This window comes from Protofrankia sp. Cas4 (genome assembly GCF_963555915.1).
GTDB lineage: Bacteria > Actinomycetota > Actinomycetes > Frankiales > Frankiaceae > Protofrankia.
On sequence record NZ_CAUVXL010000196.1, the window covers coordinates 1 to 12,705 of the forward strand.

Annotated in this window: 14 protein-coding genes; 6 read left to right on the forward strand and 8 right to left on the reverse strand. The window is 69.4% G+C overall.

Annotated elements, in window-relative coordinates:
* Positions 1-384: 384 nt before the first annotated feature.
* A complete protein-coding gene (locus U9979_RS18080; protein ID WP_322780310.1) occupies positions 385-729 on the forward strand; it encodes an SCP2 sterol-binding domain-containing protein in 345 nt (114 codons plus the stop codon).
* A gap of 69 nt (positions 730-798) precedes the next feature.
* On the opposite strand, the gene U9979_RS18085 is transcribed toward U9979_RS18080, so the two are convergent.
* The 3 genes from U9979_RS18085 to U9979_RS18095 all read right to left on the reverse strand — a co-directional run bounded on the left by U9979_RS18085 (position 799) and on the right by U9979_RS18095 (position 4,366).
* Positions 799-1,323 carry a GNAT family N-acetyltransferase gene (locus tag U9979_RS18085; RefSeq protein ID WP_322780311.1) on the reverse strand — a complete coding sequence of 175 codons (525 nt, stop codon included), beginning with the start codon at positions 1,321-1,323 and terminating at the stop codon, positions 799-801.
* Positions 1,320-1,484 (reverse strand): hypothetical protein, encoded by a 165-nt coding sequence (locus U9979_RS18090; RefSeq protein WP_322780312.1) that lies wholly within the window; start codon positions 1,482-1,484, stop codon positions 1,320-1,322. The genes U9979_RS18085 and U9979_RS18090 overlap by 4 nt, the downstream gene beginning before the upstream one ends.
* A 131-nt stretch (positions 1,485-1,615) precedes the next feature.
* Positions 1,616-4,366 (reverse strand): AAA family ATPase, encoded by a 2,751-nt coding sequence (locus tag U9979_RS18095; protein WP_322780313.1) that lies wholly within the window; start codon positions 4,364-4,366, stop codon positions 1,616-1,618.
* Positions 4,367-4,401: 35 nt separating this feature from the next.
* On the opposite strand from U9979_RS18095, the gene U9979_RS25290 reads away from it, so the two are divergent.
* The 3 genes from U9979_RS25290 (at position 4,402) to fxlM (ending at position 7,293) form a co-directional block, all read left to right on the forward strand.
* The gene (locus U9979_RS25290) at positions 4,402-4,740 is read left to right on the forward strand and encodes a helix-turn-helix domain-containing protein (RefSeq protein ID WP_416220249.1); all 339 of its coding nucleotides are present in this window, start codon (positions 4,402-4,404) and stop codon (positions 4,738-4,740) included.
* Positions 4,741-5,397: 657 nt separating this feature from the next.
* Entirely contained in the window at positions 5,398-5,916 is a 519-nt protein-coding gene (locus U9979_RS18100) for a carboxypeptidase-like regulatory domain-containing protein (protein ID WP_322780314.1), read from the forward strand.
* A gap of 345 nt (positions 5,917-6,261) precedes the next feature.
* Positions 6,262-7,293: a methyltransferase, FxLD system gene (fxlM, locus tag U9979_RS18105; RefSeq protein ID WP_322750488.1), complete on the forward strand. Its 1,032-nt coding sequence runs from the start codon at positions 6,262-6,264 to the stop codon at positions 7,291-7,293.
* A gap of 78 nt (positions 7,294-7,371) precedes the next feature.
* Here fxlM and U9979_RS18110 read toward each other — a convergent pair whose 3' ends face one another.
* Positions 7,372-7,797: a hypothetical protein gene (locus tag U9979_RS18110; protein ID WP_322750489.1), complete on the reverse strand. Its 426-nt coding sequence runs from the start codon at positions 7,795-7,797 to the stop codon at positions 7,372-7,374.
* A gap of 57 nt (positions 7,798-7,854) precedes the next feature.
* Here U9979_RS18110 and U9979_RS18115 point away from each other — a divergent pair, with 57 nt between their 5' ends.
* A complete protein-coding gene (locus tag U9979_RS18115; RefSeq protein WP_322780315.1) occupies positions 7,855-8,250 on the forward strand; it encodes a hypothetical protein in 396 nt (131 codons plus the stop codon).
* A 99-nt stretch (positions 8,251-8,349) separates the two neighbouring features.
* Here U9979_RS18115 and U9979_RS18120 read toward each other — a convergent pair whose 3' ends face one another.
* The 3 genes from U9979_RS18120 to U9979_RS18130 all read right to left on the reverse strand — a co-directional run bounded on the left by U9979_RS18120 (position 8,350) and on the right by U9979_RS18130 (position 10,567).
* Entirely contained in the window at positions 8,350-8,913 is a 564-nt protein-coding gene (locus tag U9979_RS18120; protein ID WP_322780316.1) for a GNAT family protein, read from the reverse strand.
* 77 nt (positions 8,914-8,990) lie between these two features.
* Positions 8,991-10,115 carry an HAD-IIA family hydrolase gene (locus U9979_RS18125; RefSeq protein ID WP_322780317.1) on the reverse strand — a complete coding sequence of 375 codons (1,125 nt, stop codon included), beginning with the start codon at positions 10,113-10,115 and terminating at the stop codon, positions 8,991-8,993.
* Positions 10,112-10,567 carry a tetratricopeptide repeat protein gene (locus tag U9979_RS18130; protein WP_322750493.1) on the reverse strand — a complete coding sequence of 152 codons (456 nt, stop codon included), beginning with the start codon at positions 10,565-10,567 and terminating at the stop codon, positions 10,112-10,114. Before U9979_RS18130 ends, U9979_RS18125 begins: the two co-directional genes overlap by 4 nt.
* A gap of 322 nt (positions 10,568-10,889) precedes the next feature.
* On the opposite strand from U9979_RS18130, the gene U9979_RS18135 reads away from it, so the two are divergent.
* Positions 10,890-12,206, forward strand: coding sequence for a DUF1015 domain-containing protein (locus tag U9979_RS18135; RefSeq protein ID WP_322780318.1), 1,317 nt, complete (start codon positions 10,890-10,892; stop codon positions 12,204-12,206).
* 41 nt (positions 12,207-12,247) lie between these two features.
* On the opposite strand, the gene U9979_RS18140 is transcribed toward U9979_RS18135, so the two are convergent.
* The coding region (locus U9979_RS18140) for a tetratricopeptide repeat protein (protein WP_322780319.1) at positions 12,248-12,705 on the reverse strand (458 nt) is incomplete at its 5' end.

Here is a 12,705-nt window from a genome sequence, read left to right on the forward strand (position 1 = left end):
CGGTGGACCTCCTCGAAGACGGCGACGTGCGCTGACACGGGCAGCGCGGGCAGCCGGTCCACCCGCGCGAGCGCGCCACGGACGTCGTCCGGGACGTCAACGGTCATGAGGTGTTCCTCTTCCGTGACAGCGCCGGCAGGGCCGTCACCCCGCGGTACGCCGCTGTCGTCCCAACCAGGATGCCCGGATCCCGCTCGCCGTGGCGACGGTTACGCGCGCCACCGGTACGAACGCACGGCCGGCCGGCAAGCTGTGTCGAAGACATTGCGCTCGGCAGACCGGCGTTAGGCTCTCCGTAGCGGCCCATCCCCACCACCGTCACCACCGTCACCGCCGCCACAGCCCAGCGGACCGGCGGACCGGCGGAAGGAGGAACCGGCCGGCATGGCGACCAGGCAGCAGTGTGCGGCGGCATTGCGTACGTTGGCGGATCGCCTCAACGAGCTGGCCAACGACCGCATGCGCGAGCTGACCCCCGACCGCACCATCGTGTGTCGGATACCCGATCTCGGGACGAGCTTCTCCGCGGAACTGCGCGACGGCAGCGTCCTGGACATCAACGAGGGCGAGGACGATGACGAGACGGCCAAGGTCACCTTCACGGTGAACAGCGACGATCTCGTTGCCGTCAGCGATGGAAGTCTGCGGTTCTCCTCGGCTTGGGCCAGCGGCCGGCTGAAGGTGGACGCCAGCATGCGCGACCTGCTGCGGATGCGTTCCCTGCTCTAGCGTGATCCGGCGTCCACGGTGGTGGCGCCCGTTCCGACCGTTCGATGCTCGGGCCGTCCTGATCTCTCGTCAGCCGCCGGTGCGCACCGGCCACTCGGCGCGGGTGATCGTGTAGACGGCGCAGTCGGTGCCGTGCAGCACCTCGTAGCGGTCGAGCGTCATGCCGAGCTTCTCGGCGACGCGACCCGACTTCTCGTTGTCACGCCTGAGGACGGCCACCAGCCGGTCCACATCGTGGTTGGCGAACGCCCAGGTGCCGGCCGCACGTGCCGCCTCGGGTGCATAGCCGCGTCCCCACCAGGGCCGGCCGATGAACCACACCAGCTCGATCCCCGGCCATCCCGGCTCGTTCCACAGCCCCGCCCGGCCGACCAGCGCGCCCGTGGCTCGCTCGACCACCGACCATGGACCGACGCCTTCCAGCTCCCACACGCCGATGTTGGCCGCGAGGTTGTGCCACATGCTGTGCCGGTCATGGGTGCCGACGTACCGGCCGAACTCGGGATCAGACCAGATGGCCGTGGAGGCATCGAGGTCATCACGGTGGATCGGACGGAGGATCAACCGGTCCGTCGTCAGGGTCGGGATGTTCATGCGCAGGTACCCCCGATCACCCTGTCCATCCTCGCCGTCACCGTGTGGGTAGGCAACCGTTCCAACACACCCAACACGGTCATGCCCTCGGCCACCGCACCATCCACGTCAGGGTGCGCGCCGAGAAGATGTCCCAACGCGAGAGTCAGACGGGCGTGCATCTCCTCTTCAGTCGAGTAATCGGGGCCGACCTTCGAATAGCTGGCAACGGCCAGAGGCGCCCACCGGGTCACTTCCGCGGCGTCCCCCAGCTGTGCCGAAATACCGGAGGCGGCCTGCCTACGGCTGACCCTCAGCGGCCGTGCCGGGTGGCGGCAAGGTGCGCGCGTGAGCGCAGACCGAGCTTGCGGTACACGTTGCCTAGGTGGTACTCGATCGTGCGGACGCTCAGCACGAGCTCTGTCGCGATCTGTCGGTTGGACAAGCCGTCGGCGGCGAGGCGGGCGACGCTGAGCTCTTGCGGCGTGAGCAGTCCCGCCCAGGTGGATGGGGGTCTGCGTGTCTCGGATGGCCCGCACGCGGCCAGTTCGCGTTCGCAGCGGGCCAGATAGGGTGCCGCGCCGAGCCTCGCGAACGTGTCGCCGGCCGCTCGAAGCACGCCGACCGCCTCGGCCTGCCCGTCGGCCCGCCGGCGCAGGAACGATCCGTGAGCAAGATCGAGTAGAGCGATCTCGAAAGGCATGGGCAGATCCCGGCCGAGCGCGGCTCCCTGACGGAAGGTGGCCGCGGCGATGTCCATGTGGCCGCGGGCCAGTTCGAGCGCCGCCCGGGCCCGGACAGCGCCCAGCTGTGCTGAACGCCGCGAGCGCTCCGCGGCTGCCTCCTCAAAGGGTACGAGCACGGTCTCTGCCGCATCGGTCCGGCCGAGGTGAGCCAGCGCTTCCGCGTAGAGGACGCGCCATGGCAGGTCGGATGGTTCGATCGGATCGGACGCGGGTCGGCCCGCGAACCAGGACAGCGCCGTGACGACACCACCATGGTCGCCGGCCGCATGCGCAACGCGGGCTCGCGCCATGCGGATCAGTTCCGCCTGGCCCGTGTGATCGCGCTGGGCCCGTGCCGCGCGGGCGAGGTGGGCGGAGATGTCCGGTGCTCCTCGGGCGGCCAGCGGGTAGATCATGGCGGCGTGGGGGGAGGCCGTCATCCAGACCTGCCCGCTGTCGGCGGCGAGCGATGTGGCCAGGCTGGCGTGGGTGGTCGCCTCGTCCCACTCACCCATTTGATATTCGACCAGGGACTGCAGGTATAGAGCTGTCAGACCCATGGGTGCGGCGGTGTCGTGGCGCCGGTGGAAGGCCGCGGCGGCGCTGAACGCGTCGCGAGCGGCCGGCAGGTCGTCGCAGGACCTCAGGAAGGCGCCAACGACGAGGCCGTCCGCGTCGGTCGCACCGCCGGATTCGGTGGCACCTCCGTCCCGCGCGGTCACCTCATCGAAGACCGCCCGGGCTTGCTGCCGCCAACCCGCGGAGAGGTAAATCATGATCGTCAGAAACGGCAGGGCTGTGGGCTGGTCAGCGTCCAGCGGCGCCACCTGGTTCGCCCGGGTGGCCCATTCGGCGGCTATGTCGTAGAAACCGTAGTCGACGCGTATCGTCAGCGCCTCCGCGACGGCACGTGCCAATGGAGGATCAGGAGCGAGTGCCAGTTGCGCCCACGCCTGTCGCAACGAGACGTCGCTGGCGACGAAGTCGCCGCGCACCATCGCGAGCCGACCCTGTAGGTAATGGTGGCGCGCGCGATCGTGAAGCGGGGGCACGGTGGCGAGGTGGTCGGCGGCGCGGGCGACCTCGCCCGCATGCAGCATCATGTCGACGGCGTAGGTGAACCAGTGCTCCCGTAGGCGCCGGTCACTGGTGAGCCGGGCCGCGGTCAGCAGCCGGTCGCCAGCCTGCGCCCAGCGGTGTTGGGCGGCGTCCTGTCCAGCCGCCTGCGCGACCTCGGCGGCAAGATCGTCGTTGGTGAACGGTGATGCTTCGATGCGGTGCGTCAGTGCCGTTGCCGGGTCGTCGGCAAGCTGCGCCGCCCGGGCGTGCAGCGCACATCGATCGTCCAGGCCGAGGTCGTGGTAGACGGCGGACCTCATCAGTGGGTGAACGAAGGCAACCCCCGCGTCGAAGGGGCGGCGGTGCTCCACGAGCAGGCCGGCCTTCACCGCCGGCCCCAGAGCGGCAAGCGGATCGGTCACACCGGCGAGGCGCGCAGCGTCCTCGACGCGGCAGCTGCGGCCGAGGACCGCGGCCGCGACGACAAGACGCTGAGTCTCGCTGGGGCAGTTGGCCAGCCGCCCCAGCACCATAAGTCGAAACGATCGGGGCGCCGGAAACGGACCGGCCTCGCGTTGTAGTTCGTCGGGAGAAAGCTCCTCCAACAGCGCTCGGGCGTGCATCGGGTTGCCATCCGTGACCTCATGCAGCAGTTGCACCGCGCGCCCGGACATCGGGGTCGCGTACTGGGCCACGGCGAGCCGCTGCAGATCATCGACGGTCAGCCCGGCCAGCCGTAGCCGGCTGCCGAACTCCGTCAACAGCCGGCGAAGCCCGTCGGAGAAGACGCCCTGTCCGTCCGTTTGAGCGACAAGCACGATCAGGACTGGGTCGTGGCGCAGCCGGCGCAACGCGAACGCGAGCGCTTGCTGCGATGACACATCCGCGCAGGTCGCGTCGTCGATGGCTAACACCAGGGCCGTGTGGCCGGCCGTCAGCTCACCGGCAAGGCTGACCAGGCCGGCGCCGATCTGGACAGGCGCGGGTGCCGCCGTCCCGGACAAGGTGGCAACGCTCAGCTCAGCCGGAAGGCGCTCGGCGCGAATCCCGCCCAGCAGTTGAGTCAACACGCCAAAAGGCACCGACTGCTCGAGCTCGTCGCCGCTGGCGACCAGAGTCTCTGCCTCGTCCAGATCCGTAAGGAAACGGCGAAGGAGCGCCGTCTTCCCGACACCTTGGTTGCCCTCGAGCAACACTACCTGGAGACGGCCAGCGCGCGCCTCAGCCAGCCGAGCGGCGAGGAACGCCAGCTCCGAGTCCCTCCCGACCAGGTGGTCCATACCCGTAGGTTCTCCCCCGTGCCCGCCGGTAGGCAATTCACGATAGTAGCCCGTCGCCGGACCTCAGCGTCGCCCGTCTCGCCGCCGACGGTCTGTCCAACCGACAGGTCGCCCGCAAGCTCGTGCTGAGCGTCCGCATCATCGAGCACTACCTGGGCAACGCCTACCGCAAGCTTGTTCTGCGCTCAGGCACCACCTCGCCGCGCCCCTGCACATCCACTGACGACTCGGCGGCACGCGAGCACCGGAGTTCACTGGAACAGACCGGTGGATCTACCGGGGGCTCGATGGCGGAGAACCGCTGTTCGACTATGCCGCTCTTTCGGAAGGGCGACCCCGATGCATGTCGTCATCAACTTTCGTCGAACCAGTAACGATCACGAAGAGGGTGACCTACGCGTTGAGACAGATCCGGCCGCCCGCCCCCTTCTCAAGCTGGACTGACCTCGTCCGGCTGCTTGACCGGGCGGCGTCCGACGAACCCCCGGACGCCGCCCGGTGGCCGCGGCACCTCCGTCGCGGTCACCGGGCGCCGCTCGCAGAAACCACCGACCGGCACCGGACCGGACTGGGCCCGGGGAAACCACCAGGATCGCCCGACCCCCGCGATTTCCCCAGGGTGAGGTGGGTCGCAGCGTGCCTATAATCTCGCACTGGAAAGAGCTCACAGCGCGGAGGTACCGATATGGCTCAGGCTGACTGGCGTTGCTGCCACAGGTGTCAAGGCCTGTTCTTCGCTGGAAACGCGAGTACTGGGCGCTGCCCGGCAGGCGGCGGGCACGACTACACGGACAGTGGAAACTATGCCATCATTTTCGGGTAGCAAATCGCCTGTCACGGTGCGTGGACCCGCAATTATCGCCTGCCAGCGGGAAGGGACCGTGAGTTCGTCCCGACGCGAGCAGGCGGCTTGGGGGCAATCACGAGACCCATCGTGGATTGCGACTGTCGGTGGTATCGGTGCGGGAGGGCACCGCGCCCGTCAAAACGGTGGCGGGAGCGCGGTCACAATCGGATATCGGGGGGACGTCATGAAGCGCATACCCATCGTCTTGATCCTGGTGCTGGTATTAGCAGCCTGCGCGCCGTCCGGCGGCGGAGGCAGTGGGTACACGACCGGTGGTGGCGGCAGCGCGACCGGTGGTGGCGGCGGTGGGTATGCGACCGGTGGTGGCGGCAGCGCGACCGGCGGCGGCGGCAGCGGCAGCGCGACCGGCGGCGGAGGCGCCTACAGCACAATTTTTGGGCGGATCGTGCGCGGCGATTCTGGCAAGCCCTACCCGAAGGCTTATGTCCGGTTCGGATGGCTCGTGAACGCCAACGACGAGAGAGAGGCCCATACCGTGACGGACGACGGCGGGCGATACCGCATCCAGCTCCCGGCGGGCCTGTACCAGGTGACGGCGGGCGACACCTGCGATCTCAACGCGGGATTCGCCATCGTCGGACGAGCTCAGGACGACAACATGATCACCGTGCCCGGGACGAACGAAGTGGATTTCGTCGAAGGCCCGATCACCCCCGGGGCTGACATACGAGGCCTCTGCTAGGAGACCCCTGAAAATCTTAATTTTGGGTGTCGTGAATCGAGGTGAACTACCCGTCGTGTAGGCGCCGCGTGGACGACAACGAACATGTTGCTCTTTTGGTTGTCGCTGTTACTGGTCTGTGTTGCGGGTAGTCGGGGCCCGTGGTGGACAGTGGCGCCGGCCGGCCCGGCGGGGTCAGCCGGCTGAGGTGAGAGTCCAGGCGAGGGTCTGTCAATATAACGGCTCTGCCAAGATTCCGGCGGTGACAGACAGTTGCTGTGCGGGTATTGTTGGTGCTGTGTGATGCCGAGTTCCTGAAGGTCGTTTTTCCTCAGCTCGCTGTGCTGCTCATCGATCGGGTCGTCGATGAGGGGCCGGTGGTGCGGATCGCCGCGCGGACCCGGAGTCGTCGCCGCGATGCTGGAACAACTCGACGTCCAACCCGGCCACCGGATCCTGGAGATCGGCGCCGGGACCGGCTACAACGCCGCGCTCCTCGCCGAACTCACCGGCCCGACCGGGCACGTCGTCACCATCGACATCGACACCGACGTCGTCGAGGGAGCCAGAGCAGCCCTTGCCGCCGCCGGATACGGGCAGGTCGACGTACTGTGCGCCGACGGCGCCGCCGGCCACGCCTCCGCCAGCCCCTACGACCGAATCATCGTCACGGCCGGAGCGTGGGACCTGCCGCCCGCCTGGTGGCAGCAACTCGCCCCGGCCGGACGGCTCGTCGTACCACTACGGATCATCGGCGGAACAACCCGGTCCATCGCGTTCGACCGCCAAGGCGACCATCTGGTGAGCCGATCCATGGTGACCTGCGGGTTCCTCGCCATGCGCGGCATCGGCTCCCGGCCAGAACCCGCCATCACCCTCGCCGACGGCGTCCAACTCCTGCTCGGCGACGGACGCACCGCAGCCCCTGACGCACTCGCCCACGCACTCACCGAGCCCGCGGCCCGCTCCTGGTCCGGGATCTCGATCCCCTCGGGCAGCCCCTTCCAGAACCTCGACCTGTGGCTCGCGACCACCAGCCAGGGCTTCTGCCGGATCGTCGCGCACCACCACGCCGTCGAAACCGACCGGGCGACACCGGCGTTCCGGTGGGGCGGCGCAGCCGTGACGAACGAGACCGACTCCTTCGCCTACCTCACCATGCGACCCACCGAACCCACCGAACCCACCGACCGCGAGGGGACCGTCTTCGAACTCGGTGTACGCGCCCACGGACCGCACCACGACAACCTTGCAGCATCACTTACTGAGCAGATCCAGCATTGGGACCGCGAACACCGCGGAAGCACCCCACGCATCGACGCCCACCTCCAACCCGCCCAGATCACCGCCACCACGGTCATCGACAAAGCGCACACGCGGCTGGCCGTCACCTGGTGACCAGGTGAACCCAATCCCGCACGCGGACCTCGCCCGCCGGTTCCCCCTCGTGCCACGCAGCAGACCCGCCTGCCGACGCTAGCCGCAGATCTGTGCTGGGCCCAATTCAGCATCTTCCAACACGCCCGGCCGTTCGACGCGGCGACCGCGAAACTCGCGCTCCAGCCCCTGGTCAACATCGGCCGCCTCCTCACCCGGGACGGCCACGGCACCGCCGCTCACCACCTGATCGCAACACTGTTCGACGCCGCCCAGCATCAGACGACCGTCGAGATCGACCACCGATCCGTCGACCTCGCCAACCTGACCCACACCCCCGATGATCGCCGCGAACTCCTCCAATGGCTGTGGACCGTGCTCCTGTCCGACGGAACCCGCGCCCTGACCCAAGCGGGCCGATGGGACCACGCGCTTCAGCACGTCGACAAGCACCACGGCATCGGGTACCGCCTTCTCGACGGACGCCAAATCGCGATCATTGCCCACCATGCGGCCGGGGATCACCAGAGCGCCGCACGCCTGCTGGCAGAAACCTCCACCCCCACCCCATGGGAGCAGACCGTGGCCGCCAGCCTGACGGTCCTGACCGGCAACCCCGACCCCACAGCTATGGTGGACAGCTTCCTCGCACTCGACCAGACAGCACCCGGACACGTCGTCTTCCGCGTCCGTCTGGGCCTGACCGTCCTCGACCTCGCCGACACCCGCTCCGCCCCACGACTCGCCCACACGATCGAAACCGACGTGCTGCGCTCGGCGGACGCCTATGCGGCGCGAGACGCGCACATCCACCCCACGTACGCAGCCCTTTCCGCACCTGAAGAGGCGTTCACCGAACTCCTGGACGCATCAGGGCTGGGCGCAGGAACCATCCCCGCCCTGCTCTTGAACCAACTCACGACGGCGACAGCCACGGCCGAAGCATCGCTCACCGATACGCTCGCGGTTGCGCCGTGACGGACCGCCAGTAGCAATCAGCACAACCAACGTCAAAAAGTTGACCTTGAGAGCCGGCAGCCGGGTGGAGGTCTCAGCTCCAGGCCAGCCGGGGTACGGTCAACCGCCGGTGCGCGTCTCCCATTCGGACCGGCTGATGGCGTACACGTTGTTGTCCTTCCACGGGCCGATGGCGGACGCCTCGCCCTGAAACGTCATGCCGAGCGTGCGGGCGATCCCGTTCATTCCGGCGTTGCCCCGGTTGGTGAACGTGACGATCTCGTCCAGGGCGAGGGTCGCGAACCCCCAGGTCACCGCAGTGTCGCACGCTTCGGTGCCGAGTCCTTCCCGCCAGCGATCCCGCCGAATCGACACAGCGACCTCGACACCAGGCCAGCCGGGGCCGTAGTAGAGCCCGGCACGACCCAGGAACTCGCCAGACACCCGATCTTCAACCGCCCACATCCCGTGCCCGAGCAACGCCCACATTCCGATCAGATGGGTGATCAGGCGTTCCGTGCCGTCCCGGTCGAACGTGCCGTTGAGGTAACGCATGGTCTCGTCGTCGGCGTTCATCGCCGCGTACGGGTCGATATCCGCCGGCCGCCAACACCGCAGGACCAACCGATCTGTGACCACCGTCGGCACGACGATGACCGTCGGCTCGCCGAGTCGGCCGCTCATGTCGTCAGCGCCGGGCAGGGCGCGGCTGCCAGCCGGTCGCGGAAGTCAACCCCCGAATGCATTCCGGCGTACAGACGCTAATCAAGATCGGAACAGCCGGGCGGGCGGTCACCGGCCACCGTGTGGACGGGAGCGCCCCGGTCCGCCGCCGTCCAGGCGGCCACGCACGCCGCCCGAAGGGCGTCCAGACCGTCGGTACCGCCAGCCCAGGTCACCGGTCTGGCTCCGCGCCAGGTCAGCGTCGAATCACGCACCTGCGCGACCCAGCCGCCGCACACCGCCACCACATCGTCGCAATGTGGGTTGCCGTCCACGTCCGCCCCCTGCGGCGGTACCCCGTCAACCTGGGCCCTGCCCACTGTCACGACGACACCCGGGTGGCACGCCAGCAGGCCACGCAGGTCGGCGGCGAGATACGTCGGCCGGTGGCGCCCCTGTGCCCGCAGGAGCTCAGCCGGGCAGGCCACCCCGGTGAGCACCAGCAGGGACGGCGTGCCCGACCGGACGGCGGACTCGATGTCGGTGTCGAGGCGGTCGCCGACGATCAGCGGAAACCGGGCCCCGCTCCGGCGGACCGACTCCTCGTGCATCGCACGCTCAGGCTTTCCGGTCACCATCGGATCGCAGCCGGTGGCGGTGCGCAGCATTGCGACCAGCGAACCGTTGCCGGGCATCAGGCCACGCTCGGTCGGCACCGTCGCATCGACATTGCTCGCGACCCAGAACGCGCCGGCCCGGATCGCGAGCGCGGCCTCGGCGAGCCGGGCGTAGTCAAGATCTGGATCAAAGCCCTGGACGACGGCGACGGGTTGCTCCCCGGCGGTCGTCACCGGCCGTAGGCCTTCCGCGGTCACCGCCTCGCGCAACCCCTCCCCACCGGCGACCAGGACGGCCGCGCCCGCGGGTAGCCGTTGCGCCAGCACCCGCGCGGCCGCCTGAGCCGACGTGACGACATCGGGTACCGCCGCGGACACGCCGACCGACGCCAGTCGGCGCACAACCTCCGCCGGCGGACGCAGCGCATTGTTGGTGACGTACACCACCCGCATGCCGCGGTCGCGGGCGGCCGCGATCGTCACCGCGGCATGGGGCACAGCCTGCGACCCCCGGTACACCACGCCGTCGAGGTCCATCAGGGCGACATCGTGGACGTCGACCAGCGCGGACGGTGACGCCGACAGTGGACGCGGACCGCCTGTCATGGCCGGTTGAGTGCGGCTCGGGCGCCCCGCAGGGCCTGGCCGTAATGTCGGAGGTCCGGGCGCATCGCCGCGGCCAGTGCCAGATGCTCCACGGCCGCGCGCAGGTCACCGGTTCGCCGAGCCGCCATCCCGAGCCCGAACTGCGCGTAGTCGTCCGCCGGGTCGTTGTCGACTATCCAGGCGAAGCTCTCCCGCGCGGCGCCGTACTGGCCGGCGTCGAACTGTGCCCGGGCCAGCGCCTCCCGGACGCTGCGGGAGTCCGGCTCGGCGGCGACGGCATGGGCCAGCAGTTGAACCGCGGCGTTGGCATTCCCCCGGTCGAGCAGGGCGACGCCCCGGGTGTACCAGTCGTAGACCTCACCGCCGGGAGTGCCGCCACCAGCACCGCCGACCCCAGCACCGTTGGCACCAGCACCGTTGGCACCAGCACCGTTCGCCTCAGGCCCATTCATCCCGGGTCCCTTGTGCCCGCCCGACATCCGTGCCTCCCCTAACCCTCAGGGCCTTCGTGCTCAGGGCCGCCGTGCTCGCAGCGTTGCCGCCACCGATGCACACGTCAGCCGACGCCGATGACGGCCGGACGCATCTTCACAAGGTTCGCCCCCCAGTGTCGCCGGAAACCGGGCGACGCTCCCACCGATCGCGCTGATCGCGCTAGTTCTATACCGACTGTTACCGGCATGGACGCTCAGCGGTCCGGCCGAGCACCACGCCCGGCCGTGGTTCGCCCGCCGGAGACGGCCACGGGGGACGCCCAGCCCCTACGATCGCGGCATGGCTGCTTGCGACCCGGCCCTGCCCACACCCGGCGGACTCGTGCTCGCGCCGTTTCGTGCCCTGCGGTATGTGGCCGACGACGGGCCGGATCTGGCGGCGCGGACCGCCCCGCCCTACGACGTGATCGACGCGGCGGGCGTCACCGCGCTGGAGACGACGCATCCGCACAATGTCGTCCGCCTGATCCTGCCCCGTGACACCGACGAGCACTCCCCCGACAGTCGGTACGGCCGTGCCGGGCAGACCCTGCGCGAGTGGATCGCCACCGGCGTCCTGCGCCTCGACGACGCTGCGGCGCTGTACGTGTACGAGGAGGTCCACGGCGACCACATCCAGCGGGGCCTGGTCGGCGCGGTGGCTCTCGCGGACCCGGACGCGGGGATCATCCTGCCGCACGAGAACACCATGGCCGGCCCGGTGGCCGACCGACTCGCCCTGACCGTGTCCACCGGGGCGAACCTCGAACCGATCTTCCTGCTGTACTCCGGCGGCGGGCTCACCAGCCAGCTCGTGGCGGCGACGGTGGTAACTCGACCATTGCTGACCACCACGACCGATGACGGTGTGTCACACCGCATCTGGGCGCTGACCGACCCGGACGAGCTGGCGAGCATCGCCGGCGATCTGTACGAACGGCGCGCGGTGATCGCCGACGGACACCACCGGTACGCAACCTACCGTCGCTACCAGGCAGACCGCCACGCTGCCGGGGACGGCGCCGGCCCGTGGGATTTCGGCCTGGCCTTCTTGGCCGACGCGCGGGTGTCGGGGCCTGCGGTCCACGCGATCCATCGGGTCGTGGCCGGGCTCGACGTGGCGCAGGCCGCTCGTCGAGCCGCTGCGGCATTCTCGGTGACGCAGCTGGACGGCGAGCCGGACCCGACCGGGGTGACCCTGCTCGACGCGCTGGCAGAAGCGGGCACGGACGGCCACGCATTTGTGATCACCGATGGCCGGACGGCGTTCCTGCTGAGCGATCCGGATCCGGCGCTGCTCGCGCAGGTGCTGCCGGCGGACCGGTCAGCCGCCTTTCGCGGGCTGGACGTCACCGTCGCGCATCTCGTGCTGATCACAACGGTCTGGGGTCTGGCCGACACCGAGGACGTGGTCGGCTACCGCCATGACGCGACCACCGCGATCGCCGCCGCGGCGCAGGCCGGCGGGACCGCACTTCTGCTGAACCCGACGCCCGCGGCCGACGTCGCGGCAGTCGCCGCCGCCGGCGAACGCATGCCGCGCAAGTCGACGCTGTTCACACCTAAGCCACGAAGCGGCCTGCTGATCCGTCCGTTGGACGGCCCTTCCCCCGGGTAAGGATCCCGGCGCAAGGATCCGGGGCAAGGATCGACGGAGGTTCAGCCTGGCTCGATCTCGCCGGCTGGTTCGCCCCCCCCGAGCAGCAGCGCCCGCTCGGCGGCGTCGGTCTCCTCGTCGTGGTCCACGGTTGCCACGGAGACGAACCACCGGGCCGCATCGGTCGGACGGCCCGCGGCCAGCAGCGCCTCGGCGTAGGCGTACCACAGTCGCGGCGTCCACGGTTCCAATCTGGTGGAAGCCACCTCATCCTGCAGCAGTAGGACCGCTGCCGCCGGCTCACCCAGATCGCGCCGTGCGCCGGACACAACAATGAGGAGTTCGACCCGGCTCGCCTCGTCGAGTTCGGCCGCGGCCGGATCACGTGCAAGCAGCAATGCCCGCTCGGGACGCCCGAGCCCGCGCTCTGCATCCGCCATGACGGCGAGGTGGCGAGGAGAACCGTCGAGCCGGCGTGCCGCACGCAGTTCGGCAAGCGCCGTGGTGAACTCCCCCGCGT

Excerpts from the sequence above, each read along its gene's own strand:
- U9979_RS18100 (WP_322780314.1), top strand. The coding sequence starts at position 5,398 with ATGAAGCGCATACCCATCGTCTTGATCCTGGTGCTGGTATTAGCAGCC.
- U9979_RS18090 (WP_322780312.1), bottom strand. The coding sequence starts at position 1,484 with ATGCACGCCCGTCTGACTCTCGCGTTGGGACATCTTCTCGGCGCGCAC.
- U9979_RS18125 (WP_322780317.1), bottom strand. The coding sequence starts at position 10,115 with ATGACAGGCGGTCCGCGTCCACTGTCGGCGTCACCGTCCGCGCTGGTC.
- U9979_RS18120 (WP_322780316.1), bottom strand. The coding sequence starts at position 8,913 with ATGAGCGGCCGACTCGGCGAGCCGACGGTCATCGTCGTGCCGACGGTG.
- fxlM (WP_322750488.1), top strand. The coding sequence starts at position 6,262 with ATGAGGGGCCGGTGGTGCGGATCGCCGCGCGGACCCGGAGTCGTCGCC.
- U9979_RS18135 (WP_322780318.1), top strand. The coding sequence starts at position 10,890 with ATGGCTGCTTGCGACCCGGCCCTGCCCACACCCGGCGGACTCGTGCTC.
- U9979_RS18080 (WP_322780310.1), top strand. The coding sequence starts at position 385 with ATGGCGACCAGGCAGCAGTGTGCGGCGGCATTGCGTACGTTGGCGGAT.
- U9979_RS18095 (WP_322780313.1), bottom strand. The coding sequence starts at position 4,366 with ATGGACCACCTGGTCGGGAGGGACTCGGAGCTGGCGTTCCTCGCCGCT.
- U9979_RS18130 (WP_322750493.1), bottom strand. The coding sequence starts at position 10,567 with ATGAATGGGCCTGAGGCGAACGGTGCTGGTGCCAACGGTGCTGGTGCC.
- U9979_RS18085 (WP_322780311.1), bottom strand. The coding sequence starts at position 1,323 with ATGAACATCCCGACCCTGACGACGGACCGGTTGATCCTCCGTCCGATC.